Here is a 25110-nt window from a genome sequence, read left to right on the forward strand (position 1 = left end):
ACTCCTCCAAAGCACGATCCGGAAAAATGCGCAGCGGTTCTCCGAAAGGATCGTGCGTCAACTAAAGAACTCGATCGCGACGACGAATCATCGCGCCTCAGGCCTGCTTTGCAGCGGCCAATGCATCCTTGGCGGCAGCAATGTCGTTGGGACCACCGACCGCAACGCCAACGGCACCGTCCGCAATACGCTTGACGAGACCGGTCAGCACCTTGCCGGCACCGATCTCGAAGAAACGGGTGACGCCCTGCCCCGCCATATAGGCCACCGACTCGCGCCAGCGCACGGTGCCCGTGACCTGCTCGACCAGGCGGCGGCGGATCTCGTCGGGATCGGTGATCGCGCTCGCCAGCACGTTCGACACCAGCGGGGCCGCCGGCGCCTTGATCGTGACCCCGGCCAGCGCCTCCGCCATCGCATCGGCGGCCGGCTGCATCAGCTTGCAATGGAACGGTGCGGACACCGGCAGCAACATTGCGCGCCTGGCGCCCTTGGTTTTGGCGATCTCGACGGCGCGATCGACCGCGGCCTTGTCGCCGGAGACGACCACTTGCCCGCCGCCATTGTCATTGGCTGCCTGGCAGACCTGCCCCTGCGCGGCCTCGTCCGCCACCGCCACGGCTGCCTCGTAGTCCAGGCCGAGCAGAGCGGCCATCGCACCGACGCCGACCGGCACGGCTTTTTGCATTGCGAGACCGCGGATGCGAAGCAGCCGCGCGGTGTCGGAAATCGTCAGGCTGCCGGCCGCGGCCAGCGCCGAATATTCACCGAGCGAGTGGCCGGCGACGAAGGCGGCATCCCGCTCCACGGAAAACCCGGCTTCGGCCTCCAGCACGCGCAGGGTGGCGACAGACACCGCCATCAGGGCCGGCTGAGCGTTTTGAGTGAGCTGGAGGGTTTCGGCCGGACCATCCCAGATGGTCGCCGTCAGCTTCTCCCCCAGCGCGGCATCGACCTCGTCGAACACGGCGCGCGCCACCGGAAAGGCATCCGCCAGCGCCTTGCCCATGCCGACCGCCTGGGAACCCTGCCCCGGAAATGTGAATGCTGCCGTCATCGGCGCTCCCTGCTTGTCGGGCGTGATCTCTGCGAGAACCGGCAGCCGATTACGCACGGCCGTAGGCCATGGTTCCGGATCATGCTCCAAAGGGGGCCGTAGACACTGTCCGGGGCTGGAATGTCAAGCCAAGATAGGAACTTCGATCACCCTTCAACTGATGAGGCGGGTCCCTAAAATCCGCCGGCCGTCTGGTTGGCGTCGACCTCTGACCCCGCCTGCGCGCGGCGCGCGCTGTTGACCAGTTGCCCCGGGCGATCATCGCGGTTCGGCTTCGCGGTCGCAAGCCGCAGCACGGCCGCGTAACTCGGTTGCACCTCCATGCGGGCCGCATGCCGGCTCTGGCTCAGCAGGCGATGCACCTTGGGCAGATTGTAGCAGGGCACATAGAACAAGAGATGATGTTCGAGGTGGTAGTTCACGTAATACGGCGCGATGAACAGACGCTCGAGGAAATTGGCGTAGGTGGTGCGGGTATTGCGCAAGGGATCGCTGCTGTCGGGCACGACTGCGTGCTCGGCGATGTTGCGGATACGGGTGATCACCATCATCCAGGTCAGGAGCGGCACCAGCCATAGCAGCGGATAGGCCCACCACACGCCGGCCGCCGTGAGCGCTGCGAACATCGCGCCATTGACCAGACATTGCGGGCCGAGCTGCTCCCAAAAATGCGCCGCGCGCTGTCGCAACGGCCAGTCCTTCGGCCCCAGCGCATTGAGCAACTGCGCCTTGCGCTGCTGGTAGCCGGTCTGCCCGGTCATGTCGCGAATGAACTTGCGGCGATAGCTCAGCTTCGTGATCGGAAATGGCGCCGACAGCACGAGATCGGGATCGTCCTCCTGCTGCGTGCGCGCATGATGCTGAAGGTGATAGCGCCGATAGCTGCGCGTCTCCGCAAACAGAGGATAGGCGCAGAACCACTGGCTCATGGTCAGATTGGTTTTCTCGTCGGCGGACAGGCAGCCATGCGCGCCGTCATGCATGAGGATCGCGAGCCCGAGCTGGCGCGAGCCGATGATGGCGACGGCGAAGACATAAGTGATCGGATTGGGCCACCACGCGACCAAGGCGATTGCCGCGATGATGAGCGCCCAGGCGTGCGCGATCAGCGCGACGCCTTTCCAGGTCACGCGCTGGCGCACGTCGGCAAGTTGGCCGTCGGTCAGGAAATCGCGGGCACGCATGCGAAGCGCAGTCATGGCCTAACTCTCCTCATTCGAATTGCTCGATGCGTCGCGCGCGTCGACGAGGCGCAGGCGCGTCGTGTCACTATTGAATTTCGCCTGTTCACCCAGCACGCGCAGCATCTCGGCGCACAGCGCCTCGGGCGAACGGCCCATCGCGTAGCCCTCGAGGATGACGCCGATGGCGACGGCCCAGAACCGCCGCGAACTCTCATCGGGCGCGCGCAGGGAGCGCCAGCCGTGCCGCGCGACCTGGCTCGCATAGGCTCGCGCACCCTCACTGTGCAGGCGCTCGATGGTGCGCTCGACCAGCGGCGCGAGATCCTGGCGCCGCCGCGTCAGCGTCAGCGCCTCGGCGAAGAAGGTCACCGAATCGCTCGCCGTGACGGTCTCGGCCAGCGCGTGGGTATAGTCCCGCGGCGTGCGCGCCTTCAGCGCCGCCTGCTCGGTCGCTCGCGCCAGGTACAGCAGCTCGCGGCAGGCGCATTCGACGAACAGCGCCTCCTTGGTGCGGAAGTAATAGGTGATCTGGCTCGGGAACGCGTTCGCAGCGGCTGCGATGTCGGTGATCGCCGTGCCCGACAGCCCCCGCTCCCGAAACAGCGGGCTCGCGGCATCCAGCAGCAGCGAGCGCATTTTGCGGCCGGCCGACCGCGTGGCGCGGGCGGCGTGTTTGGGATCGCCTGCCGCCTCGAGCGGCTCCTGGGCCGACTTTTCTGCCATTGGGGTTCGCTCCCGTCAGCTTTATTTGTATGATATACAAACAAACAAATCAAGCCGGTATGGTGGACCGCGGTGGATCCAGCCGCCCGCATCGGGACCATCCGCGCCAAAACGCCGCCTGCAACCTTGCCAGAAACCTTGCCAAGTCAGCCGAAATCCGTATAACGCGCCCATCCGCAGACCCCGGCCGGGAGCTGAACGGACGGTCTCAGCAAATCATTCGTGATTTTGGTGTGGCAGGGCCAGTCGGCCCGTCGTCCCGTGTTTCCGCCTTCTGAGCTTAATCCCAGAGTCCTTTCCGAAGGCCTCTTAAGGGCTTGACGCCGGGCGATGCGCCAACATGAGGAAAGGACTTCCATGGCTCTCTATGAGCATGTTTTTCTCGCGCGCCAAGACGCGAGCACGCAGCAGGTCGAAGAGCTGACTGCGCAGATGACCGGCATCGTCGAAGGTCTCGGCGGCAAGGTCACCAAGACCGAGAATTGGGGCGTACGCTCCCTCACCTACCGCATGAACAAGAACCGCAAGGCGCATTTCGTGCTGCTCAACATCGACGCACCGTCCGCGGCGATCGCCGAGATCGAGCGCCAGGAGCGCATCAGCGAAGACGTGATCCGCTATCTCAGCGTCCGCGTCGAGGAGCTCGAGGAAGGCCCGTCCGCGATGATGCGCAAGGCCGACCGTGACCGCGAGCGTGACGACCGTGGCGGCGGATTCCGTGGCGATCGCGAAGGCGGTGGCTTCCGTGGCGACCGCGAGGGTGGTTTCCGTGGTGGCGATCGTGAAGGTGGCGGCTTCCGCGGTGACCGCGGTCCGCGCCGTCCGCGCGAAGACGCTGAAACCACCACCACCACCACGACGGATGGGGAGTAAGAACAATGGCTGAAGCTGGTGCACGCCGCCCGTTTTTCCGTCGCCGCAAGAGCTGCCCGTTCACGGGCGCGAATGCTCCGAAGATCGACTACAAGGACTCCAAGCTGCTGATGCGTTACGTCTCCGAGCGCGGCAAGATCGTGCCGAGCCGCATCACCGCGGTGTCCGCGAAGAAGCAGCGTGAGCTTGCCCGCGCCATCAAGCGCGCGCGGTTCTTGGGCCTGCTGCCCTACGTCATTCGCTAAGACGAATTCGGCCGGCGGCGACATCGCCGCCGGCCGAGCTACCTAGTTTCTCATAAGGCTTCCGGGTCGTCCGGTCGCCGATGGTTGGGGCGAGATGCCTCTAACCGCTCGAAGGGAGCGGGACAGCTGATGATGGCCTTTGGACTGATAGCCCTGATCGCCGGCGCTGCGTCGGCCCTGATGTTCGCCTCGATCGCTTCGGGCGCGCTGATCTCGCTCGTCCTGTTCTATCTCGCACCGCTGCCGCTGATGGTCGCCTCGATCGGCTGGGGACCGCTTTGCGCGAGCCTCGGCGGCATCGCCGCCGCGGTTGGCCTCGGCGCGCTGTTCGGCCTGCCCTACTGCATTGCCTTCGCCGTCACCGTCGCATTGCCGGCCTGGTGGCTCGGCCATCTTGTCCTGCTCAGCCGACAGGTCGGACCCTCCGCGCCGAAGCCCGCCGGCGAGCCGCCCACTGAGCCTGCGCTCGAATGGTATCCGGTCGGCCGCATCCTGCTGTGGATCGCGGGCTTCGCCACACTGACCACGCTCGCCGCCCTGCTCACGCTCGGCACCGACGCCGAGACCATCACCGGCACGCTGCGCCGTGGCCTGATGCGCCTCCTCCGCGCCGCCGACCCGCAGACCTCCGGCGAGACCGACCAATTCGTCGACGCACTGGTGCGGATCGTGCCGGCCGCCGCCACCATCGTCGCGATGATGACGCTGACCCTCAACCTCTGGCTCAGCACCAAGGTGACGGCGACGTCGGGCCGGCTGCGACGCCCCTGGCCGGACCTGATGACGGCGGAGCTGCCGCCGATGACGCTCGTGGCGCTCTGCATCGCGCTCGCCTTCTGCTTCACCGGCGGACTGCTTGCGATCGTGGCGCAGATCGCGGCGGCGGCGCTGATGATGGGATATGCGCTGACCGGCTTTGCCGTGCTGCACACGCTGACGCTGGCGCTGAAGAGCCGCACCTTCTGGCTCGGCTCTACCTACGCCGTCGTGGTCGTGTTCGGATGGCCCGTCATGGCGATGGTGATCCTCGGCCTCGCGGATGCCGTGTTCGGCCTCCGCGAACGCTTCCTACGTACGCGCCAACCACCGCCGCTGCCGACCTCTTGAGTTCAAATCCGAAAGTTCAAGTTCGAAATTCCAACTCACTCAACACATCAAAGGAGAACGAATATGGAAGTCATTTTGCTGGAACGCGTCAACAAGCTCGGTCACATGGGCGAAGTCGTGAAGGTTCGCGACGGCTATGCCCGCAATTTCCTGCTCAAGCGCGGCAAGGCGCTGCGCGCCACCGCCGACAACCGTGCCAAGTACGACGGCATGAAGGCCGAGCTCGAGGCTCGCAACCTTGAGTCCAAGGGCGAGGCGTCCAAGATCGCCGAGAAGATCCAGGGCAAGAACATCATCGTGATCCGTCAGGCTTCGGAAGCCGGCCAGCTGTTCGGCTCGGTTAACGTGCGCGACATCGTCGTGGCGTTCGAAGCCGACGGTGTTTCACTGTCCCGCCCGCAGGTTCAGCTCGACGCGCCGATCAAGACCATCGGCAAGCACACCATCACGGTCGCCATCCACCCCGAGGTCGAGATCGAGATCAGTGTCACCGTGGCGCGCAGCCAGGACGAGGCCGAGCGCATCAACCGCGGCGAGGACATCTCGAGCCGGAACGAAGACCGGGATGCTGCGGCCGAGGCGATCGCAGCTGCCGGCGAGTTCTTCGATCCGGAAGCCCAGCAGGACGACGCCGAGCCGGCGCCGGCTACGGAAGAGACCGAGAAGTAAGCCTCACATTCGCGCAAGGCTTTCGAAGCCCGGTCGCCTCAGGCGGCCGGGCTTTTCGTTTTGGCGGCAACGTCCTCGCTCAGCATCGCGATCGACGCGAGCGCGGTTGCCGGTTGCTTCTCGACGCCGTCGGTGACGCAGAAAGCGTCGGCTGCGACCACGGAGACCTGACGCCCCGGCTTGATCACCCTCGCCCGGCAGATCAGCTTCTGGCCGGCCGCGGGCGATAACAGATTGAGCTTGTATTCGGCCGTCAACGCCGGCTGGCCGCGCGAGATCGCGGCTGCGATCGATCGTGTTGCGGTCAAGACGACGAAGGCCGCGCGAGCGCGCGGCCTTCGCATGTCGAAATATATGGTCGTTTATCGCGAAATCGGCGGCGTCGGCGGACCGGACGTTTCGGCTGGCGGCGGTGGGGCCGCAGCGGTTGCGGGCGGCGCGGGCTCCTGCGACTTCGCTGGCGGTTCGGCCCTTGCGGCGGGCTTGGGGGCGGCGTCTTCCGCCGCCTTGGGCGCAGCTGGCTCGGCGGGCTTCGCGGCGGATGGTGCCGCCGGCGTCACCTGCGGCACTGGATCGGGCCGCAACGCCGGAGCCTCGCTGCCGCGCGGCTCAACCTTGGCACTTTCCGGCTTGGCCTCGGCGGGCTTCTCGGACGGCTTGCTGCCTTCAGATTTGCTGCCTTCGGATTTAGCCTCGCCGGAATCCCCCTTCGCAGTCTCAGGCTTTGTCTCGGGCTTGGACTCGACCTTCGGCTCGGACTTCTTGTCGTCTGCCGTGGGCGCCGCGGCATCGACCTTCGGTGCCTCATCACTTCCCGGCTTGCCACGCTTGCCGAGACGCTTGGCCTTGCGCCCTTCGGGGGCAGCCTGGTCCTCGGGCTTCGCGCCTTCCTTCGTTCCTTCTTCGGCCGGCCGCGCGGCGCGTTTCTGACGCGCGCCCTCGACTGCGGGAGCGGCACCCTCGCCTTCCGGCTTGGCGGACTCCTGGGAACGTTGCCGGCGGCCCTGACGTTCGGGGGACTGCGCGGGATTAGTATTGGCTTCCTTGTCCTTGTCCTTGTCCTTGGCGCCGTCCTTCTTGTCCTTGCCGTCCTTGGCCTGGTAGCGGGTGTCGGTGGCTCCGTTGGAGACGAGGTAGGAGGCGAGCACGCCGGCCATGTCGGAGCTGGTCGTGTAATGCTGGCGCAGGAAGCCCGGCAGCGAACCCGGCGCCACCGTTTTCAACAGGCCGCGCGGGCTCTTGTGACATGCATTGCAGGTCTGCGCGAAAAGCTGGGATGGGGCCTTGCCGGCCTCGAGGTTCGTCGCCTGCGCGAGAACGGTATCGGTCGCGCCGAAGCCGATCAGAAGCAAGATCGTCGCGAGGCTGAGCGCTCGGCTCGACATTCCCATCATCTCCATTGAATTCCGAGAGGTGCAGCCGGCAGGCGGCGCCGCGGCGGGTCACCTTTTATCCGATTGAGCCGCGAATGGAAGCAGCCTCCGCGCGCAAGGATGTGATTAAGCGGTTTGGGAATATCCGCTTTGAGCACAGCGCAATAGCGGGCCCGGGACACCTCCCTAGATCTAGATGCAAACGCATAGGAACCGCCGAGATGCCCGGGCGTAGGGTGTGAAAGGCCGGGTAGTCGCATCTCTTCGGGTCCGCTCGAGAGGATGGGTACCGATGGATCGATTGCTGCGTCAATTCCTGTCTCAATTCATCCGCCGCGGGTCGATGACGGTGACCACGGCGAAGGGCGCGAAGTTCACCGTCGGCGACGGCTCGGGCGAACCGGTCGCAGTCCGCTTCGTCACCGTGGACGCAGAACGAAGGATCCTCGTCAATCCCGAGCTCGGGCTTGGCGAGGCCTACATGGACGGCGAGTTCGTCGTCGAGCACGGCACCGTAGCTGATGCCCTCGCGATCCTGCTCGATCAACCCGACCTATTGCCGCACTGGGCAAAACCCTGGTGGCACCTGCGCTATCTGGTGCGGCACCTGAAGCAGTTCAATCCGCGCCCGCGCTCCCGCAGCAACGTCGCACACCATTACGATCTCGATGCAAGGCTCTATTCGCTCTTTCTCGACGCCGACAAGCAATACAGCTGCGCCTATTTCGAGACGCCGGAGAGCACGCTCGACGATGCGCAGCTCGCCAAGAAACGGCACGTCGCCGCAAAGCTGCTCGTCAAGGGCGGCCAGCGCGTCCTCGACATCGGCTCGGGCTGGGGCGGACTTGGGCTCTATCTCGCCGAGATCGCAGGTGCTGACGTCACTGGCGTCACGTTATCGAAGGAGCAGTTGCAGATCGCCAATGCGCGCGCAGCCGAAAAGGGCCTGACCAGATCCGCCAAATTCCTGCTTCAGGACTATCGCGACATCGCCGGCCCGTTCGACCGCATCGTCTCAGTCGGCATGTTGGAGCATGTCGGCGCGCGCTTCTACGACACCTACTTCCAGCGCTGCGCCGAGCTGCTGGACAAGGACGGCGTCATGTTGTTGCACTCGATCGGCCGTTCGCAGGGCCCGGACTCCACCAATCCGTGGATCGCCAAATACATATTTCCCGGCGGCTACATCCCTGCTCTCTCGGAGGTGCTGCCGGCGATGGAGCGGGCCGGCCTGCTGATCTGCGACATCGAGATACTGCGCCTGCATTACGCCGAAACGCTGAAGGCATGGCGCGAGCGCTTCATGGCGCGGCGCGAAGAAGCCGTGCAGCTGTATGACGAGCGCTTCGCGCTGATGTGGGAATTTTACCTGGCAGCCAGCGAGATGACGTTCCGCAAGCAGGATATGATGAACTTCCAGATTCAACTCACCCGGCGTCAGGGCGTCGTGCCGATGACGCGCAACTACATCTCGCGTGAAGAAGCCCGGCTGCGAGCCGTCGAAGTCGGCGCCAAGCCGAGACTGAAGCTGGCTGGTGAATAAGTCCTAGTGGCGCAGGGTCGAAATCGGAGCGGACCGGAAAGAGGCCGTTAAGGCCAATTGCATCCGCAGTGCCTTCAGGATTTCGGGGGCCACCGGTTCCCGACGCACTTCAGGCCGCTCAGCATGCTCCATGGCCGCGATCAGCCCCGACAGCCAATGTCGGCTGCCTGCTTCGCTTCGCCAATTCCGGGGCTGCCGTTCTGGCCGCATCGCTTGCCTCGTTCCCTGGTGGCAGACCGGGAGACAACCCCCCGCCCGCTTGCCTGTTCCGGCTGTACCCCCGAAAGAATCCGGGGAGATGTGATCTGCTTCACATAAGTCTCGTCGGCCCTGGCTTAGACCGTCGCCATGAGCAAAGAGACCCAAACCTCATTCGACGTGCAGGACGACCTCCGCACCGATTACGCCCTGATCGCTACCGGCGTCGGGGCGGCTCTGGTTGCACTGGTTTACCTCCTGCTGGTCTGAACCGAGCCGAAAGCGCCCAGCGTGCGTCATTTCGCGCGCGTCTCGATACGTCTGCCCGCCAACCCATTAGGTTCACTTCAACGAGCGTTTTCCGTGGCGCGGTAGCGACGGCTTTCAGGTCCCGGCATGGTTCCAGGAAAATCCGTCAAGCGCGGCGCGGGCTGCGGCGGCCAATCATCCACCATTTTAATGATCGGTTGATAGCGGCGAGCTTTTGCTTCCGCTTTGGTCTGAGGCGGCGCTTTATCCCGGCCCCGCATCCGCCCCAGAAAATTGCTATCGCTCGACCATGGCCCTGACTGATTCGAACGTTCTCAAACTCGCGCCCGAAGCCGGAACCCCCGCCTATCGTAGCGCGCCGCATAATATCGAGGCGGAACAGAGCCTGCTGGGCGCGATCCTGGTCAACAACGACGCGTTTTACCGCGTCTCCGACTTCCTGGAGCCGAAGCACTATTTCGAGCCGTTGCACCAGACCATCTTCGAGACCGCCTCGAGCCTGATCCGGATGGGCAAGATCGCGACGCCCGTCACGCTCAAGACCTTCCTGCCCGCCGACACCGACATCGGCGGCATGACCATCGGGCAATATCTGGCGCGCCTCGCCGCCGAAGCGACCACGATCATCAATGCGCAGGATTATGGGCGCACCATCTACGATCTGGCATTGCGACGCGACCTGATCGGCATCGGCGAGGACATGGTCAATGTCGCCTATGACGCCCCGGTCGACTTCGCGCCGCGGGCGCAGATCGAGGACGCCGAGCGCCGTCTCTACGAACTCGCCGAATCCGGCCGCTACGACGGCGGCTTCCAGAAATTCTCGCAGGCGCTGACGCTTGCGGTCGATCTGGCCGCGAAAGCGTTCCAGCGCGACGGAAAGCTGTCGGGCATCTCGACCGGCCTGCGCGACCTCGACACCAAGATGGGTGGGTTGCAGCACTCCGACCTCATCATCGTCGCCGGCCGCCCCGGCATGGGCAAGACGTCGCTTGCAACCAACATCGCCTACAACGTCGCCCGGGCCTATGTCGGCGAACTCCAGGCCGACGGCACCATGAAGGCCGCCCATGGCGGCGTCATCGGCTTCTTCTCCTGCGAAATGTCGGCCGACCAGCTCGCCACGCGTATCGTGGCCGAGCGCACCGGCATCCCCTCCTCCTCGATCCGCCGCGGCGGCATCTCGGAGGCCGATTTCGAGAAGATCCGCGAGGTCTCGATCGAGCTGCAGTCGTTGCCCTTCTATGTCGACGAGACCGGCGGTCTCTCCATTGCGCAGCTGATGGCGCGCGCCCGCCGGCTGAAGCGGCAGAAGGGCCTCGACCTCATCGTCATCGACTACATCCAGCTCTTGTCGGGCTCGGGCAAGCGCAGCGAAAACCGCGTGCAGGAAATCACCGAGATCACGACTAGCCTGAAAGCGCTCGCCAAGGAACTCAGCGTGCCCGTGATTGCGCTCTCGCAGCTCTCGCGCCAGGTCGAGTCGCGTGACGACAAGCGGCCGCAGCTCTCGGATTTGCGCGAATCCGGCTCGATCGAGCAGGATGCCGATGTCGTGCTGTTCGTCTACCGCGAGGAATATTACCTCGGAAACAAGGAGCCGCGCCCGGGCACGCCCGAGCACGAAAAATGGCGCCTGGACATGGATCTTGCGCATGGCAAGGCCGAAGTCATCATCGGCAAGCAGCGCCACGGCCCGACCGGCACCGTCGATGTGGCCTTCGAAGCATCGATCACACGGTTCGGCGACCTTGCGCCGGACAGCCAGGTGCCGGACCGCAGCGGCAGCGACTACTGAGTTCCCTGGGTTGAACCCGACCGGCCTCTTGCGTAAAACGGCGCCATGACAATGGCGTCCGACCCGAAAATGATCCCGCAATCCGGCCTTCTCTCCGCGGAGGCCAATCAGGCTGCCGCGCTCGCGACCTTCGGTGGCGTGCTAACCGTCGATCTCGACGCCATCATCGCCAATTGGCGCAAGCTCGAGAAGACGGCGGTGCCTGCCGAATGCTCGGCGGTGATCAAGGCAGACGCCTATGGCTGCGGCGCCGAGCAGGTCGCGCGTGCCCTGAACAAGGCCGGCTGCAAGACCTTCTTCGTCGCCACCATCGAGGAAGCGCGCAAGGTGCGCGCGGCGGTGCCGGAGCCTGCTATCTACGTGCTCGGCGGTTATTTCCAGAACACCGGCGAGCACTACGCCCAGATCAACTGCCGCCCCGTGATCGGCGATCTCAACGAGCTCGCCGAATGGGACGTCTTCTGCCGCCGCACCGGCTGGACCGGTGGCGCCGCCATCCACATCGACACCGGCATGAATCGGCTCGGCCTGACGCTCGCGGAAGCACAGGCCATCATCCCCCGCATCAACGCGGGCGATCACGGCATCACGCTGGTGATGAGCCATCTGGTTGCGGCCGAGCAGCTCAACAGCCCGGTGAACGCCAAGCAACTCGCGGCCTTCCGCGGCATCGCCAGCGAATTCTCCGGCGTGCCGGCGGCGCTCGCCAATTCGTCCGGCGTCTTCCTCGGCGCGCCCTTCCAGTTCGACATGGTGCGGCCGGGCGCCGCACTCTATGGCGTCAACCCGACGCCGGAGGCCGACAATCCGATGCAGCCGGTGGTCGATCTCAAGGCCCGCATCGTGCAGATCCGCAATATCGAGCGCGGCGAGAGCGTCGGCTATGGCGGCACCTGGACCGCACGGCGGCCGACGAAACTCGCGATCATCGCGGTCGGCTATGCCGACGGCTATTTCCGCGCCGCAAGCTCCAACGACGGCACCCGCGGCGCTGAGGTCATCGTCGCCGGCAAGCGCTGTCCGGTCGCCGGCCGCGTCTCGATGGATCTGATCGCGATCGACATCACCGATCTGCCGCCGAACGCGGCGCGGCGCGGCCACATGGTGACGCTGCTCGGCGAGGGCATTACCGTCGACGAGCTCGCGCATCATTTCGGAACGATCGGCTACGAGGTGCTGACCAGCCTCGGCCGCCGCTACGCCCGCATCTACGAGGGCGGGAATGTGGTGGAGCCGCTGGCCAGGCCGGCGCCCGCACAGGCGGTCGAGCAGCAGACGCCCGCTCCGCCGCCGGTCGAGCCGCCCGCTAGCCCACCGCCGCTGCCGGGCTGAGCAGCGCGCCGCTTACTTCTTTTTCCTGCTGTCCAGCGCCGTCTTGCAGGTTGCGCTGAGCTTGTCGCGCTTGGCGTTGAGGCAGGCGACGATGCCGCCGCCCGGCGCAATGCCGGCGCAGAATTTGTCATAGTCCGCCTTGCACGCGCCGCGCGGATCGGATGATTGTGCCGAGACGCCCCCGGAGAACGCAACGGCGATGGCGATAACGGCAAAGCTCAACTTGGACATTGTTTCTCCGGTAACGGAAGGCAGGAGCCGGTAGCTCTACATGAAGATCGCGACCTTCAACATCAACAACATCAATCGCCGCCTGCCCAATCTGTTGGCATGGATGCGAACGGCGAAGCCCGACGTCGTCGCACTTCAGGAGTTGAAGGCAAGTGATGGCGAATTTCCGGCGGCCGCGCTCGAAAAGGCCGGTTACGGCGCAGTGTGGTGTGGACAGAAGACCTGGAACGGCGTCGCCATCCTGGCCCGCAATGCCGAGCCCGTTCTCACCCGCGATCGCTTGCCGGGAAAGCCTGCCGATCACGAAGCCCGCTACATCGAGGCCGCGGTACGCGGTGTCATCATCACCAGCATCTACCTGCCGAACGGCAATCCGCAGCCGGGACCGAAATTCGACTACAAGCTCGACTGGTTCGCGCGGCTCAAGCGGCACGCCAGAACCTTGATCAAGCAGGACCTGCCCGTGGTGCTCGCCGGCGACTACAACGTTGCGCCTGATGAGATCGACATCTACCCGACGCGCTCGTGGGACAAGGATGCCTTGATCCAGCCGAAGAGCCGTGCGGCTTTTGCGTCGCTGGTGGCGCAAGGCTGGTGTGACGCGATCCGCGAACTGCACCCGGAGCAGCGCATCTATACCTTCTGGGATTACAAGCGAAACCGCTGGCCGCGCGATGCGGGCCTGCGGCTCGATCATCTCCTGCTCAGCCCTGCCCTCGTCTCACGCCTGGCAAAAGCCGGCGTGGACAAGGAGGTTCGCGGCGAGGAAGGCGCGAGCGATCACGCACCGGCCTGGGTCGTGCTGCGCTAGGTCAGCGCCCGTAATATTCCTGCACCGCGTCCCACGCTGCTTTTTGCAGCAGCTCCACCGTCGGTGCGTCCAGTCCCATCGTGTAGGAATTGCCGACCGGCGAGCGGCCCGTCAGCGCGGCGAACGTCACGCAGGTCGCCAGATACGTGCCTGCGGGGCTCGGGTGCCGCTTGTCCGGCGCATACAGATTGAGCTCGGGTTGCAGCTTGCGCACGCGCGCGAAGGCAAGACCTGCTGGGATCACCAGCGCATCATTGGCATTGCCTGCGATCGTGTAGGCTTCGGCCAACGCTTCCGTCATCTCAGGCTTGTCGGCGTAAGCCCAGGACATGAACAGGACCGGCCGCATGCCGTGGGCGCGGACGATCTCGCTGTCCTTCTTCGCGAAGGTCGCGAACGCGTCCTTCAATTGCGGATGGATCGGGCACTGGCTGCAATCCATCATCACGACGGCGTCGTACTGCCTGCCCGGCTTGTTGAAGACGACGTTGTTCTGCTCGTCGAACGAATAGGCGCCAAGGCCGCCCGACCGCAGCAGATTGTCCATGTCGTGCCAATCGAGGCCGGAGCCGCCGATCGTTGCCATGGTGTTGCGATAGGCCGCCTTGTTTTCGGGATACGCAGCCCGCTCCATGAAGGAGAGATGCCCGGGCATGCCGTTGTTGTAGTAGAAGAAGCTGTTGCCGACGAACAGCGCGGCCTTGGGGAAATCCGGTCCTGATGTCGTGACCTTGGGTTTGGTCTGCGCCTGCGCATTGAAGCCGGCTACAACGGCCAGACACATCGCGAGCATCACTCGCGCGAAAAGACGCATCATTGGCTTCCTCCCCTTTTCTGTCGGACGGAAACAGATCAGCTTTTCAAGAGTGCCTCAAGAGCACGGACGAGCAGCAGACATGCGTGAGAGCGCATGCTCACCACAGATTCTTGCCGTCGATCATGGTCACCGGCACGGCCTCGAGATCGAACTCGTCGAACAGGCGCGCGTTGACGCCGACCTTGGGATTGTCGAAATCGGGCTTGCCGGTCGACCAGTCGGGCGACTCCGAATAGGTACCGCAGCCGCAGCTTGCGCAGAAATGGTGTTTGACCGTGCGGCTGCCCCAGAGATAGGTCGCGACGTTCTCCGCGGGCGACAGCAGCCGAAACTGCGCCGGCGTGTAATAGGCCCACAACGCGCCGCGCTTGGCGCAGAGCGAGCAGGTGCAGCGGGTCACGCTTGAGGGCGCCTCCGTCACCTCGAACACCGTCTCACCGCAATGACAGCTTCCCTCGACCCGCATGACCCGCTCTCCGTTGTGTCAGGAGATGGTCGTAGCCGCCCCCTGCTGCCAACATGCTGTCAGCAGCGCGCAGCCGGACTTGACCCATGTGCTGCGAACCCGGACTTGCCGCGCCAACTCAACAAAAACATGAAAAACAACCCCATGCACAGTAGCCGACCGCTGGCGAATCAATGGGTTACGCATAGTCCGAAACGCAGGTTTGACCCCTCGGACAGAAGAGGTCGCCCGCGAGCGACCTCTCCTTTGCGCTCAGCGCGGTGACTGCGATCAGCCTTTCTGAATTGCCGCCGCGGCCTTGCGTATGACGTCGATGACCACACCAGGCTGGGACAGCATTGGCACGTGGCTGCTCGCGACCTCGGTCACTGTCGCTCCCATACGCTTCGAGACCCAACGTTGCAGATCGGGATGCACAGTGTGGTCTTTCGTGGCCAGGACGTACCAGCTTGGCTTCGATCTCCACGCGACCTTGTCCGCGCTGAGCTTTTGCTGCTGGAACAGATCGTAGACGGGCGCATAGTGGGTGGCCCAAACCAGCTTCTGGTCTGCCTCGGAGAGGTCACCTGCGAAGAACTCGGTGCCGCTCGGAAGCATCCAGGCACGCCCATCCGCCACCTCGACGCGAGAGAAAATGTCCGACGGATATTTGTCGAGCTGATCCTGTACGGTTTCGCCGGCATCCGGAGCCACCGCTGCAATGTACACCAGCCCAACCACGCGCTCATCGGTGCCTGCGCCTGTAATCGTTGCCCCGCCGTAAGAATGACCGACGAGGAGGACGGGGCTGCCCACACGATTGAGCGTGCGCTTAACCGTCGCCAGATCCTCCTCGTAAGAGTCCAAACCATATTGAACGGCAATCACCTCATGCCCATCGGCCTGCAATGCAGGGATGACCTTACTGAAGCACGAGCCATCGGCCCAAATGCCGTGGCAGAAAACGATCGTTGGTTTGCCGTTCATGGGAACTTGCCTTCCTGATCACAATTGAAGAGCGACAGGATAGCGAGGCAATAAGGCGCGTCTTCCGAAATGGCACGGGTAGGTGTGGTCTTTCAAAATGGCGATGGACCGATTTTCAAAACGTCTCCTTCGCGTCAACAGTGCCGGTTTGACTAGCGCCGCGTCGCGTCCGGTCTGACCGACAGATAGCGTTAGCGCGCCATGCTTCGGGAAGTCGAAGGCATGAAATTGCGATGGCGAATTGCAATCTTTGGTGCCGCTCTAACCGGCGCAGCTTTGAGCTACGCTTATACTCATACCGCAATCAGGGTGACTGAGCCGTGCCGGAGAAGTCCTCCGGGAGAGGTGGTCTGTCCTCCGCCCTACAGTCCGTAATGCTTATGCCTACCGGATGACCTCGTAGGCGACTTGCATTGCCCCCTTGTCCGGACGCGTTACTGGGCCTCGGCGATCTTCGGTCCGGATGACGGCATCTGCGCGTGAGTTGCCGAGAACCGGTTCGAAGGCGATGCCGGGTCCGGCAATCGGAAAGCGGCGTCGGCCGGCGCTACCTGGGGTGGTCCACGGGCAAGGGTTGTCGGAAGCACGATCACTTTCGCGCCGACTTTCACGCGATCATAGAGGTCAACGACGTCCTCATTGGTCAGCCGGATACAGCCCGACGAGACCCGCTTCCCGATCGTATCGGGCTTGTTGGTGCCGTGAATTCGATATTCCGTTTCGCCCAGATACATCGCCCGAGCGCCAAGCGGGTTGCCGGGACCGCCGGCCATGAACCGCGGCAGATAGGGCTGACGCGAGACCATCTCCGCAGGCGGATGCCAATCCGGCCATTCCGCCTTGCGAGCCACAGTCTGCTCACCGGACCATGTGAAACCTTCGCGGCCAACACCGATGCCGTAGCGCAGTGCCTGCGCGTCGTTCAGAACGAAATAGAGGAATGTGTTCTTGGTATCGATGATCACGGTGCCCGGGGTCTGGCGGCTGGCATAGTCGACCACCTGCCGAACCAATGCTCCGGGAACGTCGACCGCTTTGGGCGGTTCGACCAGAGGCGCAGGAGCCGGAAGCGGAGCCGGAGCCGCTGCTGACGGTGATGCACGAACCGGCGTTGAGACGTAAACCGGAGTGGACGACGCTTGGGCTTCGTGCGCGGGCGGCTTTCGTGCCGGTTGCACGTTCGCCGGCCGGGACAGCAAACCGTAGCCCAACGCGCCAACGGCCACAGCGCCAATTGCAACTCTCGCGGCCATCGGGATCGCGAAGGTCTCCGCCTTTCCGCGTTTGGCCCGCTTACCCATACTCTTCCCCCAGATCACTATGCCCAAGAGAGGTACCCAGTAAGATTTAAGAAACTTCGAAGCGAATTCGCTCAGACTGGAACCGTCGGCGATGGTTAACGCCGGGCTCTCGGCAAGACAGGGTTCCCTCGCCTCGCAGATCGCCTGCGCCCCTGGCCGCGGCTAAACTCCCGATTCGTGGAGACCGTTTTGGCTTTTCTCTTCGTCCTCATCGTCGGCCTCATCGCAGGCACCATTTCCGGCATCGTCGGCACGGGCTCGTCGATCATGCTGATGCCGGTGCTTGTCTATGCCTATGGGCCAAAGGAGGCGGTGCCGATCATGGCGGTAGCCGCCGTCATGGCCAACTTCTCACGAATCCTGGCCTGGTGGCGCGAGGTCGATTGGCGGGCCTGCGCGGCCTATTCGGTGACAGGCATTCCGGCCGCCGTGCTCGGCGCGCGGACGCTGCTGGCCCTGCCCTCTCACGCCGTCGATCTCGCCATCGGGGTCTTCCTGATCGCGATGGTGCCGGTGCGACACTGGCTGGCGCGGCACGATCTCAAGGCCAATCTCTGGCATCTGGCGATCGGCGGGGCCGTCATCGGTTATCTCACCGGCATCGTCGTCTCCACCGGCCCGCTCAGTGTCCCGCTGTTCCTGTTCTACGGCTTGTCCCGGGGCGCCTTCCTCGCGACCGAAGCGGCTTCTTCGCTCGGGCTCTATGCCGCGAAATCCGTGACCTTCGAACGGTTCGGCGCGCTGACCGGCGACGTGTTCGTCAAAGGCCTGATCGCTGGATCGTCGTTGATGGCGGGCGCCTTCATCGCCAAACGCTTCGTGCTGCGCCTGAAGCCGGAGATGTTCCGCATCGTGATGGACGCGATCATGATCGCCGCCGGCCTCTCCATGCTGTGGAATGCGGCGCAGCCGTAGCCGCGCTGCGCTCAGACCGCAAATTCGGGTGCGATCGACGGGCTATCCTCGATGACGCGGCTCTGGTGGGCCGGCCGTCCCTCGAGCCATAGCAACACGGCCTCGAGTGGCTGCGGCCGATGATAGAGAAAGCCCTGCCCGAACCTCACGCCCATCTCGCGCATGGCTTGGGCCTGCTCGGCGCGCTCGATGCCTTCGGCCACCAAAGTGAGGCCCAGCGTGCCGGCGAGCGACGCGATGACGCCAACTATCGCCTTGTCTTCCGCACTATCAGGGATCTCGCTGATGAAGGCCTTGTCGATCTTGACCTTGTCCAGCGGAAACCGCCTGAGATGGGCGAGCGAGCTGTAGCCCGTGCCGAAATCGTCGAGCGCGATGGTGGCACCCAGGCGCCGCAGGCGGTGCAGCGTCTCGGATGCGCTGGCCATGTTGTTGATCAGCGACCCCTCGGTGATCTCGAGCTCCAGCAATGATGCCGCCACGTCGAAGCGCGCGCATGTCGCGCGCAGCTCGGCGGCGAACGAATGGTCGGCGAGCTCGGAAGGCGGCAGATTGATCGCAATCCGGATATGCGGCCTGCCGGCCGAAGCCAGATGTTGCAGCGCGCGGCAGGCGTCGGTGAGCACATAGCGCGTCAGCCGCGCATTGTTGCCGCTGCGCTCGATCAGCGGCAAGAATTCGCCCGGACCGATCACGCCATGTTCCGGATGGCGCCAGCGGATCAGCGCTTCCAGGCCGACGATGTCGTGGCTTTCGAGATCGACCTGGCTTTGATACCAGACCTCGAATTGCCTCTCGTCGAAGCCTGTGGGAATAGCAAGTTCGAGCTCCCGGCGGCGGCGATAGTCGCGCTGAAGCGCTTCGTCGAGCACCGCAACCGTGCCGGGCGCCTTGCTCTTGGCATGGTAGAGCGCGATGTCGGCGAGCGCCGGCAGGTGCGAAAGCTCGGGATCTCCGGCACGGCGCACGGCAAGGCCGATGCTGGCACGCGGCACGACCTGCTTGTCGTGAAGTCGGATCGGCTCGGAAATCGCATCCAGCAAGTGGCGCGAAAACCTCTGCGCGGTCTCCTCGTTGCTGACCTCGGGTCGAATGACGACGAATTCATCGCCGCCGAGCCGAGCTACCCAATCTTGCGGTTCGACCGCACCACGAAGGCGCTCGGAAATGTGCACCAGGAACTTGTCGCCGGAATCATGGCCAAAGGTGTCGTTGATGCCCTTGAAGTCGTCGAGATCGATGAAGCAGAGCGCGATCAGCGCGTCCGGTGAGCCGGCATCGTGACTCAGGGTCACGAGGTGCTCGGAGAGCGAACGGCGATTGGGCAGCCCCGTGAGCGGATCGTGCGCGGCCATGTGGCCGAGCCGGTCGAGCGCACCGGACGTCGTGTGCTGCATGGCGTTGAAGGCATGCGCGAGCTGACCGAATTCGTTCGAGGATTTGACCTCCGCCGGATAGGCGCGGCCGTCCTGCTTGCTGCGCTGGATCGCGGACATCATTGCCGCCAGCGGCCTGCCGATGAAGAGGTTGGCGGAGATCCGCATGGCGATCAGGGTCGCAAACGTTGCCAACAGACCGACGACCAGCAGCAGCACCAGCCGGCTGCCCGTGTCCGCGTAGAGCGCCGCATGCGAATATACGATCGCGATGCGGCCGGCCTGGACCGCCATGTTGCCGTTGCTGTAGTTGATCGGACGCGAGATCTCCGCGACCGCCTGTCCCACCGGGCGCGCCACCACGCGGGCAATCGCGATTCCGGTATCGTCGTAAACGGCCGCCGCGGCGATGCTCTCGTCGTGCATGATCTCGTTGAGCACGCTCGTGACCTGATCGTAGCGCATCTTCCAGAGCGGTTCGGCGATCAGCTCGGCACGGCTCTCCGCGAGGCGGGCGATGCGCGCGTCGAGCTGCCTGATCTGCGACCAGAAGCTCGAGGCCTCGACGCCGGCGGAGGCGAGCAATTGAACCAGCAACAGAACAGGTACTGTCGCCCAGATCATGGCGCGGACGACCGAGCGCAAGCGCGGCGGCGGCGCCTGCTGCTTGCGATCCGGATCGGTCATGTCGTCGCCGTTTCGCATCAGTCGGCAGCGCCTTCCACAGGGGTCAGCGACGAGATCAGCGCATCGACGGAGAAATCGTACTGGCCGCAGCGCCCTGCCTTGGCCCTGAAACGCGCGAAATCGATCCGGTCGAAGGCGCGCGTGGTGATGAGGTCGTCGACCGCAGCGAGGTTGTTACGCGTGACCGCAGACGTCTTGACCTCGACACGGGGTGATGCGTCCGCAAAATCGCAGCCGTCGGCGTAGTCGCGCAACAGAACGATCGACCAGCCGCCGAGCAGGAAATGCCCGCCGTCGGTCAGAAGCAAGCGGCCCGCCTTGATCTCGCGCAGCGCATCCTCCGACCAGTTGAGGCCGACCAATTGGATGTTCCGCCCGGGCGTGAGGCCGCCAGCGATCACCGCGCGAAGCGCTCCCAGCGCCATCGGATCGTTTCCGGCCCATATGCCTGCGGGCCGGATCTCCTTGCGCGCGGCCCAGCTCAGATAATTCGTGGTGACATGCTCGGCCTCCGACCGCGTCCAGTTGGCGAACAGCATCCGATCCACCACGACGTCGGGCGCGGCGTCCACCGCGAGCTTGAGACCCGCGTTGCGGGCGATCGAGGCCGGCGTGATCTCGTCGCCACCGATGCCGAGAATGTGGATCTTGCCGTCCGGGCTCTGCCATTTCTCGGCACGCGCCGCGTCGATCAGGGCATTGGCCATCCGCGCGCCCGCGGTCTGAAGATCCGTCGTGATGTCGCCGAGCCAGGTCTTGAGCTTTTGACGCGGCGGTCCAAGACGCGCCGCATCGTCACCGATCAGCGTGTTCGAGAGCAGCAGCGTCCTGATCCCAGCGGCCTCGGCTGCCTCCATGATCGGGACGGCGGCCGATTCCTCGTTCGAGAGAATGAGAAAGTCGGGCTTGTCACTGCGTGCGACCACGCCGAACCCGAGCTCCTGCATGGTGCGGTAATTGCGCTCGCTGGTCAGCACCTCGACATGCGCGCCGAGCTTGCGGCCGGCGGCCTGCATGGTCAGCGAAACCATGTCCCAATAGACCTCGCCGGTCTTGCCCGGGTTGACGAAGACGACGTTGAGACGCTTCGCATCGGCCGCAACAGCGCCGCCAGCCGGCATCAGAACGCCGCAGGTGATGCCGAAAGCCAGCAATATCCGCAAAAGTCCGGTCATTCGTTTCGCCATCCCGTATTGGTTCCGAAACTGGACCCGCGTCCGCTAACATTTGGCAAAGTCCGGCCTGTTGCGGCGGCATAGAGCTAACAAAGGGTGTATCAGGCCTGCCGAACTGCGATATGCGGTCCGCTCGGACTCACGCTCTCACCCGTCATTCCGTGCTATCAGCAAACCTGAAACCCCCGACTCGCTGTCCCCGGACTCGCTGTCCCCATGGCCAAGAACACGCTTTCCTTCGTCTGCCAGAACTGCGGCGCGGCCTATAACCGCTGGCAGGGCAAGTGCGAGTCCTGCGGCGAGTGGAATACGCTCGCGGAGGAGGACACGACCGGCAGCGTGCCGGTGTCGATCCGCTCCAAGCGCAAGGGGCGGTCGTTCGCGCTGGAGAGCCTGTCCGGAAAAACCCAGGACGCCCCGCGTCTGTCCTCGGGCATGACGGAGCTCGATCGCGTCACCGGCGGCGGCTTCGTGCGCGGCTCGGTGCTTCTGGTCGGCGGCGATCCCGGCATCGGCAAGTCGACGCTGCTGACGCAGGCCACAAGCCTGCTCGCGCGCGCCGGTCACCGCGTCGTCTACATCTCCGGCGAAGAGGCGGTCGCACAGGTGCGGTTGCGCGCGGAGCGGCTCGGGCTGTCGGATGCGCCGGTGCAGCTCGCCGCCGAGACGTCGGTCGAAGACATCGTGTCGACGCTGTCCGAGGGTGCGGTGCCCCGGCTGATCGTGATCGATTCGATCCAGACGATGTGGACCGACACGGTGGAATCGGCGCCTGGCACGGTCACCCAGGTGCGCGCCTCGGCACAGGCCCTGATTCGTTTTGCCAAAAGGACCGGCGCGGCCATCATCCTGGTCGGCCATGTCACCAAGGACGGACAGATCGCCGGTCCCCGCGTGGTCGAGCATATGGTCGATGCCGTGCTGTCGTTCGAGGGCGAAGGCTCGCAGCAATTCCGCATCCTGCGCGCCGTGAAGAATCGTTTCGGGCCGACCGACGAGATCGGCGTGTTCGAGATGACCGGGCTTGGCCTGCGCGAAGTCACCAACCCCTCCGAGCTGTTTTTGTCCGAGCGCGATCTCGGCACGCCCGGCACCGCAGTCTTCGCGGGCATCGAGGGCACAAGGCCCGTTCTGGTCGAATTGCAGGCGCTGGTGGCGCCGACCTCGCTTGGCACGCCGCGCCGGGCCGTGGTCGGCTGGGATCCGAGCCGGCTGTCGATGGTGCTGGCGGTGCTGGAAGCCCATTGCGGGGTCAAGCTGTCCGGCCACGACGTCTATCTGAACGTCGCGGGCGGCCTGCGCATCCACGAGCCCGCGGCTGATCTGGCCGCCGCGGCTGCGTTGGTGTCCTCGCTGGTTAATGCGCAGTTACCCACCGATGCGGTCTATTTCGGTGAGATCTCGCTCTCCGGCGTGGTGCGCCCGGTGGCGCAGACCCCGGCCCGGCTGAAAGAAGCGGCAAAACTCGGCTTTCAGCGCGCCGTGCTGCCCGAATCGGCCCGGGGCGAAGCCGCCGGCGATGCCGGCCTGTCGCTGAACGCGATCAACAGCCTGACCACGCTGGTCGCCGAGATCGCCGCCCGCGGCTCCCGGCGGGGCGACTCGAGCGCACCGGCAGAGAAAAATGCCACACCGGCAAGATTCCGCCGTGGAGAGGGTTAGCCGGTGGTGACGTCCCCCGCCCTCGCCGCTATACAGCCGTCACAAAAGCAGCATGGGATTGCGTGGTTGCGGCCTTGCCGGGAACGTCGTCTGGCCCTCACTTAGGGGCGGCGGCCAAACACCGATTCGCTGAGCACCTTGAAGTACGAGCGGACCAGACCAGCCGATGCCAGTAACCATCCTCGACCTGATCCTGCTCGGTGTGATGCTGATTTCGGGCCTGCTCGCCATGGTTCGCGGCTTCATGCGCGAAATCCTGTCGATCGCGGCCTGGGGCACGGCGGCGATCGTCACCCTTTATTCGTTCTCGAAGCTGCTGCCGACCGCAAAGACCTATTTCAACAACGATACCGTCGCGAGCGTGGTCGTGGTCGCCGGCGTGTTCGTAGGCACCCTGGTCGTGGTCTCGGTGATCACGGTCCGGATCTCCGACATGATCCTGGATTCGCGCATCGGCGCGCTGGACCGCACCCTCGGCTTTCTGTTCGGGCTGGCGCGCGGGCTTTTGATCGTCGTGGTCGCCTTCCTGTTCTTCACCTGGCTGGTGCCGGACAAGCAGCGCCCGGATTGGGTCACAGGGGCCAAATCCCGCGTGGTGCTGCAGGGAACCGGCGATTGGCTGATGGCCCTCTTGCCTGACGACCCCGAGAACACCATCTTGAAGAGATTCAAGAAAAACAAACCAGATGAAGAGCAAACTGATTCCGAGCAGCAGCCTTCGGGCAGTGGCGACGGATACAGCAAACCGGCTCGTGACAGCCTTAAAAAGCTGATCGAGAAACCCGCGGCGCGTTGATAAGCCCTAACGAGAGGCTCGGACGAGATGCGAAATCCTGACCAGGACGCCCTACTTGATCTCGGCCCGGCCGCGCTGGAACTTCAAGACGATCTGGAGGGGGATACGCTGCGGGAGGAATGCGGCGTCTTCGGCATCTACGGCCACCCAGATGCCGCCGCCATCACGGCGCTCGGCCTCCACGCCCTTCAGCACCGCGGCCAGGAAGCCGCCGGCATCGTCTCCTATGACGGCGGCCGCTTTCATTCGGAACGCCGCCTCGGCCTCGTCGGTGACACCTTCTCCCGCCGTGAGGTGATCGACCGCCTGCCCGGCACGATGGCAGTCGGCCATGTCCGCTATTCCACCACCGGCGCGACCATCCTGCGCAACGTGCAGCCCTTGTTCGCCGAACTGAATGCCGGCGGCCTTGCGGTTGCCCACAACGGCAATCTCACCAACGGCCTGACGCTGCGCCGCGAGCTCGTGAAGAACGGCGCGATGATGCAGTCGACCACCGACACCGAGGTGATCCTGCATTTGGTCGCGCGCTCCAGGCGCAGCCGCTTCATCGAACGCTATATCGACGCGCTGCGCGAGATCGAGGGCGCCTATGCGCTGGTGTCGCTGACCAACAAGAAGCTGGTCGGCGCGCGCGATCCGCGCGGCATCCGTCCGCTGGTGCTCGGCGAACTCGATGGTTGCCCGATCCTGACCTCCGAGACCTGCGCCCTCGACATCATCGGCGCACGCTTCGTCCGCGACATCGAGCCCGGCGAGGTCATCGTGTTCGACGAGAACGGGCAGGACATCCACAAGCCATTCCCGCCGATCGCGCCGCGTCCCTGCATCTTCGAATACATCTACTTCTCCCGTCCGGATTCCATCGTTCACGGCCGCTCGGTCTACGAGGTGCGCAAGGCCTTCGGTGCGCAGCTTGCGCGCGAGAGCCACGTGCCGGTCGATGTCGTGGTGCCGGTGCCGGACTCCGGCGTGCCCGCCGCGGTCGGCTACAGCCAGCATTCCGGCATCCCGTTCGAACTCGGCATCATCCGCAACCACTATGTCGGCCGCACCTTCATCCAGCCGACGCAGGCGATCCGCGAATCCGGCGTGCGCATGAAGCATTCGGCCAACCGCGCCGCGATCGAAGGCAAACGCATCATCCTGATCGACGATTCGCTGGTACGCGGCACCACCTCGAAGAAGATCGTGCGCATGATGCGCGATGCCGGCGCCAAGGAAGTGCACTTCCGCCTCGCCTCGCCGCCGATCCTCTATCCCGACTATTACGGAATCGACCTGCCGGACCGTGGTGGTCTTCTTGCGGCGACACATTCGCTGGAAGAGATGCGCGAGATCATCGGCGCCGACTCGCTCGCCTTCCTGTCGATCGACGGCATGTACCGCGCCATGGGCGAGCCCGGCCGCGACCCCGCCAATCCGAAATTCTCGGATCATTGCTTCACCGGGGCCTATCCGACCCACCTCACCGACCAGACCCAGACCGAGCAGCAGCCGCGGCAATTGTCATTGCTGGCGGAGGCGAGCTGACG

23 protein-coding genes and 1 pseudogene are annotated in these 25110 nt (G+C 64.6%); 12 read left to right on the forward strand and 12 right to left on the reverse strand.

The window, feature by feature from the left end; translation table 11 throughout:
* Positions 1-97 precede the first annotated feature (97 nt).
* The 3 genes from fabD to IVA75_RS23045 form a co-directional block, all read right to left on the reverse strand.
* The gene (gene fabD, locus IVA75_RS23035; RefSeq protein WP_247286415.1) at positions 98-1057 is read right to left on the reverse strand and encodes an ACP S-malonyltransferase; all 960 of its coding nucleotides are present in this window, start codon (positions 1055-1057) and stop codon (positions 98-100) included.
* A 173-nt stretch (positions 1058-1230) separates the two neighbouring features.
* Complete coding sequence (locus tag IVA75_RS23040; protein WP_247286416.1) at positions 1231-2256, reverse strand: fatty acid desaturase family protein; 1026 nt, start codon at positions 2254-2256, stop codon at positions 1231-1233.
* A 3-nt stretch (positions 2257-2259) separates the two neighbouring features.
* On the reverse strand, positions 2260-2964 hold the full coding sequence (locus IVA75_RS23045; protein WP_247286417.1) for a TetR/AcrR family transcriptional regulator C-terminal domain-containing protein: 705 nt from the start codon (positions 2962-2964) through the stop codon (positions 2260-2262).
* A gap of 357 nt (positions 2965-3321) precedes the next feature.
* On the opposite strand from IVA75_RS23045, the gene rpsF reads away from it, so the two are divergent.
* From rpsF to rplI, 4 genes are all read left to right on the forward strand, one after another.
* The gene (gene rpsF / locus IVA75_RS23050) at positions 3322-3837 is read left to right on the forward strand and encodes a 30S ribosomal protein S6 (protein ID WP_085352909.1); all 516 of its coding nucleotides are present in this window, start codon (positions 3322-3324) and stop codon (positions 3835-3837) included.
* 5 nt (positions 3838-3842) lie between these two features.
* Positions 3843-4082: a 30S ribosomal protein S18 gene (rpsR, locus tag IVA75_RS23055; protein ID WP_007592020.1), complete on the forward strand. Its 240-nt coding sequence runs from the start codon at positions 3843-3845 to the stop codon at positions 4080-4082.
* A gap of 129 nt (positions 4083-4211) precedes the next feature.
* Entirely contained in the window at positions 4212-5189 is a 978-nt protein-coding gene (locus IVA75_RS23060; protein WP_247286418.1) for a DUF2232 domain-containing protein, read from the forward strand.
* Between the two features lie 63 nt (positions 5190-5252).
* The gene (gene rplI / locus IVA75_RS23065) at positions 5253-5858 is read left to right on the forward strand and encodes a 50S ribosomal protein L9 (protein WP_247286419.1); all 606 of its coding nucleotides are present in this window, start codon (positions 5253-5255) and stop codon (positions 5856-5858) included.
* Positions 5859-5896: 38 nt separating this feature from the next.
* Here the strand turns inward: rplI and IVA75_RS23070 are convergent.
* Together IVA75_RS23070 and IVA75_RS23075 are read right to left on the reverse strand one after the other, a co-directional pair.
* A pseudogene (locus IVA75_RS23070) lies at positions 5897-6178 on the reverse strand (PaaI family thioesterase); the annotation flags it as partial.
* A gap of 42 nt (positions 6179-6220) precedes the next feature.
* Positions 6221-7243 carry a hypothetical protein gene (locus tag IVA75_RS23075; protein ID WP_247286420.1) on the reverse strand — a complete coding sequence of 341 codons (1023 nt, stop codon included), beginning with the start codon at positions 7241-7243 and terminating at the stop codon, positions 6221-6223.
* Between the two features lie 280 nt (positions 7244-7523).
* Here IVA75_RS23075 and IVA75_RS23080 point away from each other — a divergent pair, with 280 nt between their 5' ends.
* The 3 genes from IVA75_RS23080 to alr all read left to right on the forward strand — a co-directional run bounded on the left by IVA75_RS23080 (position 7524) and on the right by alr (position 12372).
* Positions 7524-8774, forward strand: coding sequence for a cyclopropane-fatty-acyl-phospholipid synthase family protein (locus IVA75_RS23080; RefSeq protein ID WP_247286421.1), 1251 nt, complete (start codon positions 7524-7526; stop codon positions 8772-8774).
* A gap of 757 nt (positions 8775-9531) precedes the next feature.
* Positions 9532-11040 carry a replicative DNA helicase gene (locus tag IVA75_RS23085; protein WP_247286422.1) on the forward strand — a complete coding sequence of 503 codons (1509 nt, stop codon included), beginning with the start codon at positions 9532-9534 and terminating at the stop codon, positions 11038-11040.
* Positions 11041-11091: 51 nt separating this feature from the next.
* Positions 11092-12372, forward strand: coding sequence for an alanine racemase (alr, locus tag IVA75_RS23090; RefSeq protein WP_247286757.1), 1281 nt, complete (start codon positions 11092-11094; stop codon positions 12370-12372).
* A gap of 12 nt (positions 12373-12384) precedes the next feature.
* Here the strand turns inward: alr and IVA75_RS23095 are convergent, their stop codons facing one another.
* A complete protein-coding gene (locus tag IVA75_RS23095; protein ID WP_247286423.1) occupies positions 12385-12603 on the reverse strand; it encodes a cysteine rich repeat-containing protein in 219 nt (72 codons plus the stop codon).
* A 40-nt stretch (positions 12604-12643) separates the two neighbouring features.
* Between IVA75_RS23095 and IVA75_RS23100 the strand changes: the two genes are divergently transcribed.
* Positions 12644-13414, forward strand: a complete 771-nt coding sequence (locus tag IVA75_RS23100; protein ID WP_247286425.1) for an exodeoxyribonuclease III — start codon at positions 12644-12646, stop codon at positions 13412-13414.
* Position 13415: 1 nt separating this feature from the next.
* Here the strand turns inward: IVA75_RS23100 and IVA75_RS23105 are convergent, their stop codons facing one another.
* The 4 genes from IVA75_RS23105 to IVA75_RS23120 all read right to left on the reverse strand — a co-directional run bounded on the left by IVA75_RS23105 (position 13416) and on the right by IVA75_RS23120 (position 16964).
* Positions 13416-14231 carry a hypothetical protein gene (locus tag IVA75_RS23105; RefSeq protein WP_247286427.1) on the reverse strand — a complete coding sequence of 272 codons (816 nt, stop codon included), beginning with the start codon at positions 14229-14231 and terminating at the stop codon, positions 13416-13418.
* A gap of 97 nt (positions 14232-14328) precedes the next feature.
* The gene (locus tag IVA75_RS23110) at positions 14329-14697 is read right to left on the reverse strand and encodes a GFA family protein (RefSeq protein ID WP_247286429.1); all 369 of its coding nucleotides are present in this window, start codon (positions 14695-14697) and stop codon (positions 14329-14331) included.
* A gap of 270 nt (positions 14698-14967) precedes the next feature.
* Positions 14968-15663, reverse strand: a complete 696-nt coding sequence (locus IVA75_RS23115) for an alpha/beta hydrolase (protein WP_247286432.1) — start codon at positions 15661-15663, stop codon at positions 14968-14970.
* Between the two features lie 434 nt (positions 15664-16097).
* Complete coding sequence (locus IVA75_RS23120; RefSeq protein WP_247286434.1) at positions 16098-16964, reverse strand: L,D-transpeptidase; 867 nt, start codon at positions 16962-16964, stop codon at positions 16098-16100.
* 189 nt (positions 16965-17153) lie between these two features.
* Between IVA75_RS23120 and IVA75_RS23125 the strand changes: the two genes are divergently transcribed.
* Positions 17154-17879 carry a sulfite exporter TauE/SafE family protein gene (locus tag IVA75_RS23125; protein ID WP_247286436.1) on the forward strand — a complete coding sequence of 242 codons (726 nt, stop codon included), beginning with the start codon at positions 17154-17156 and terminating at the stop codon, positions 17877-17879.
* An 11-nt stretch (positions 17880-17890) separates the two neighbouring features.
* Here the strand turns inward: IVA75_RS23125 and IVA75_RS23130 are convergent, their stop codons facing one another.
* Together IVA75_RS23130 and IVA75_RS23135 are read right to left on the reverse strand one after the other, a co-directional pair.
* On the reverse strand, positions 17891-19960 hold the full coding sequence (locus IVA75_RS23130) for an EAL domain-containing protein (RefSeq protein WP_247286439.1): 2070 nt from the start codon (positions 19958-19960) through the stop codon (positions 17891-17893).
* Positions 19960-21117, reverse strand: a complete 1158-nt coding sequence (locus IVA75_RS23135) for an ABC transporter substrate-binding protein (protein ID WP_247286440.1) — start codon at positions 21115-21117, stop codon at positions 19960-19962. Before IVA75_RS23135 ends, IVA75_RS23130 begins: the two co-directional genes overlap by 1 nt.
* Before the next feature lie 216 nt (positions 21118-21333).
* Between IVA75_RS23135 and radA the strand changes: the two genes are divergently transcribed.
* The 3 genes from radA (at position 21334) to purF (ending at position 25108) form a co-directional block, all read left to right on the forward strand.
* Positions 21334-22779 carry a DNA repair protein RadA gene (gene radA / locus IVA75_RS23140; RefSeq protein WP_247286441.1) on the forward strand — a complete coding sequence of 482 codons (1446 nt, stop codon included), beginning with the start codon at positions 21334-21336 and terminating at the stop codon, positions 22777-22779.
* 166 nt (positions 22780-22945) lie between these two features.
* Positions 22946-23575: a CvpA family protein gene (locus tag IVA75_RS23145; protein WP_007592055.1), complete on the forward strand. Its 630-nt coding sequence runs from the start codon at positions 22946-22948 to the stop codon at positions 23573-23575.
* A 27-nt stretch (positions 23576-23602) separates the two neighbouring features.
* Entirely contained in the window at positions 23603-25108 is a 1506-nt protein-coding gene (gene purF / locus IVA75_RS23150; protein WP_007609288.1) for an amidophosphoribosyltransferase, read from the forward strand.
* The last annotated feature ends 2 nt before the right edge of the window (positions 25109-25110 follow it).

Origin of the sequence: Bradyrhizobium sp. 134 (genome assembly GCF_023074155.1) — a bacterium.
Taxonomy (GTDB): domain Bacteria; phylum Pseudomonadota; class Alphaproteobacteria; order Rhizobiales; family Xanthobacteraceae; genus Bradyrhizobium.

Bases quoted from the DNA above. Each gene is read 5' to 3' on its own strand.
- fabD (WP_247286415.1), bottom strand. From the start codon at position 1,057: ATGACGGCAGCATTCACATTTCCGGGGCAGGGTTCCCAGGCGGTCGGC.
- IVA75_RS23040 (WP_247286416.1), bottom strand. From the start codon at position 2,256: ATGACTGCGCTTCGCATGCGTGCCCGCGATTTCCTGACCGACGGCCAA.
- IVA75_RS23045 (WP_247286417.1), bottom strand. From the start codon at position 2,964: ATGGCAGAAAAGTCGGCCCAGGAGCCGCTCGAGGCGGCAGGCGATCCC.
- rpsF (WP_085352909.1), top strand. From the start codon at position 3,322: ATGGCTCTCTATGAGCATGTTTTTCTCGCGCGCCAAGACGCGAGCACG.
- rpsR (WP_007592020.1), top strand. From the start codon at position 3,843: ATGGCTGAAGCTGGTGCACGCCGCCCGTTTTTCCGTCGCCGCAAGAGC.
- IVA75_RS23060 (WP_247286418.1), top strand. From the start codon at position 4,212: ATGATGGCCTTTGGACTGATAGCCCTGATCGCCGGCGCTGCGTCGGCC.
- rplI (WP_247286419.1), top strand. From the start codon at position 5,253: ATGGAAGTCATTTTGCTGGAACGCGTCAACAAGCTCGGTCACATGGGC.
- IVA75_RS23075 (WP_247286420.1), bottom strand. From the start codon at position 7,243: ATGTCGAGCCGAGCGCTCAGCCTCGCGACGATCTTGCTTCTGATCGGC.
- IVA75_RS23080 (WP_247286421.1), top strand. From the start codon at position 7,524: ATGGATCGATTGCTGCGTCAATTCCTGTCTCAATTCATCCGCCGCGGG.
- IVA75_RS23085 (WP_247286422.1), top strand. From the start codon at position 9,532: ATGGCCCTGACTGATTCGAACGTTCTCAAACTCGCGCCCGAAGCCGGA.
- alr (WP_247286757.1), top strand. From the start codon at position 11,092: ATGGCGTCCGACCCGAAAATGATCCCGCAATCCGGCCTTCTCTCCGCG.
- IVA75_RS23095 (WP_247286423.1), bottom strand. From the start codon at position 12,603: ATGTCCAAGTTGAGCTTTGCCGTTATCGCCATCGCCGTTGCGTTCTCC.
- IVA75_RS23100 (WP_247286425.1), top strand. From the start codon at position 12,644: ATGAAGATCGCGACCTTCAACATCAACAACATCAATCGCCGCCTGCCC.
- IVA75_RS23105 (WP_247286427.1), bottom strand. From the start codon at position 14,231: ATGATGCGTCTTTTCGCGCGAGTGATGCTCGCGATGTGTCTGGCCGTT.
- IVA75_RS23110 (WP_247286429.1), bottom strand. From the start codon at position 14,697: ATGCGGGTCGAGGGAAGCTGTCATTGCGGTGAGACGGTGTTCGAGGTG.
- IVA75_RS23115 (WP_247286432.1), bottom strand. From the start codon at position 15,663: ATGAACGGCAAACCAACGATCGTTTTCTGCCACGGCATTTGGGCCGAT.
- IVA75_RS23120 (WP_247286434.1), bottom strand. From the start codon at position 16,964: ATGGGTAAGCGGGCCAAACGCGGAAAGGCGGAGACCTTCGCGATCCCG.
- IVA75_RS23130 (WP_247286439.1), bottom strand. From the start codon at position 19,960: ATGCGAAACGGCGACGACATGACCGATCCGGATCGCAAGCAGCAGGCG.
- IVA75_RS23135 (WP_247286440.1), bottom strand. From the start codon at position 21,117: ATGACCGGACTTTTGCGGATATTGCTGGCTTTCGGCATCACCTGCGGC.
- radA (WP_247286441.1), top strand. From the start codon at position 21,334: ATGGCCAAGAACACGCTTTCCTTCGTCTGCCAGAACTGCGGCGCGGCC.
- IVA75_RS23145 (WP_007592055.1), top strand. From the start codon at position 22,946: ATGCCAGTAACCATCCTCGACCTGATCCTGCTCGGTGTGATGCTGATT.
- purF (WP_007609288.1), top strand. From the start codon at position 23,603: ATGCGAAATCCTGACCAGGACGCCCTACTTGATCTCGGCCCGGCCGCG.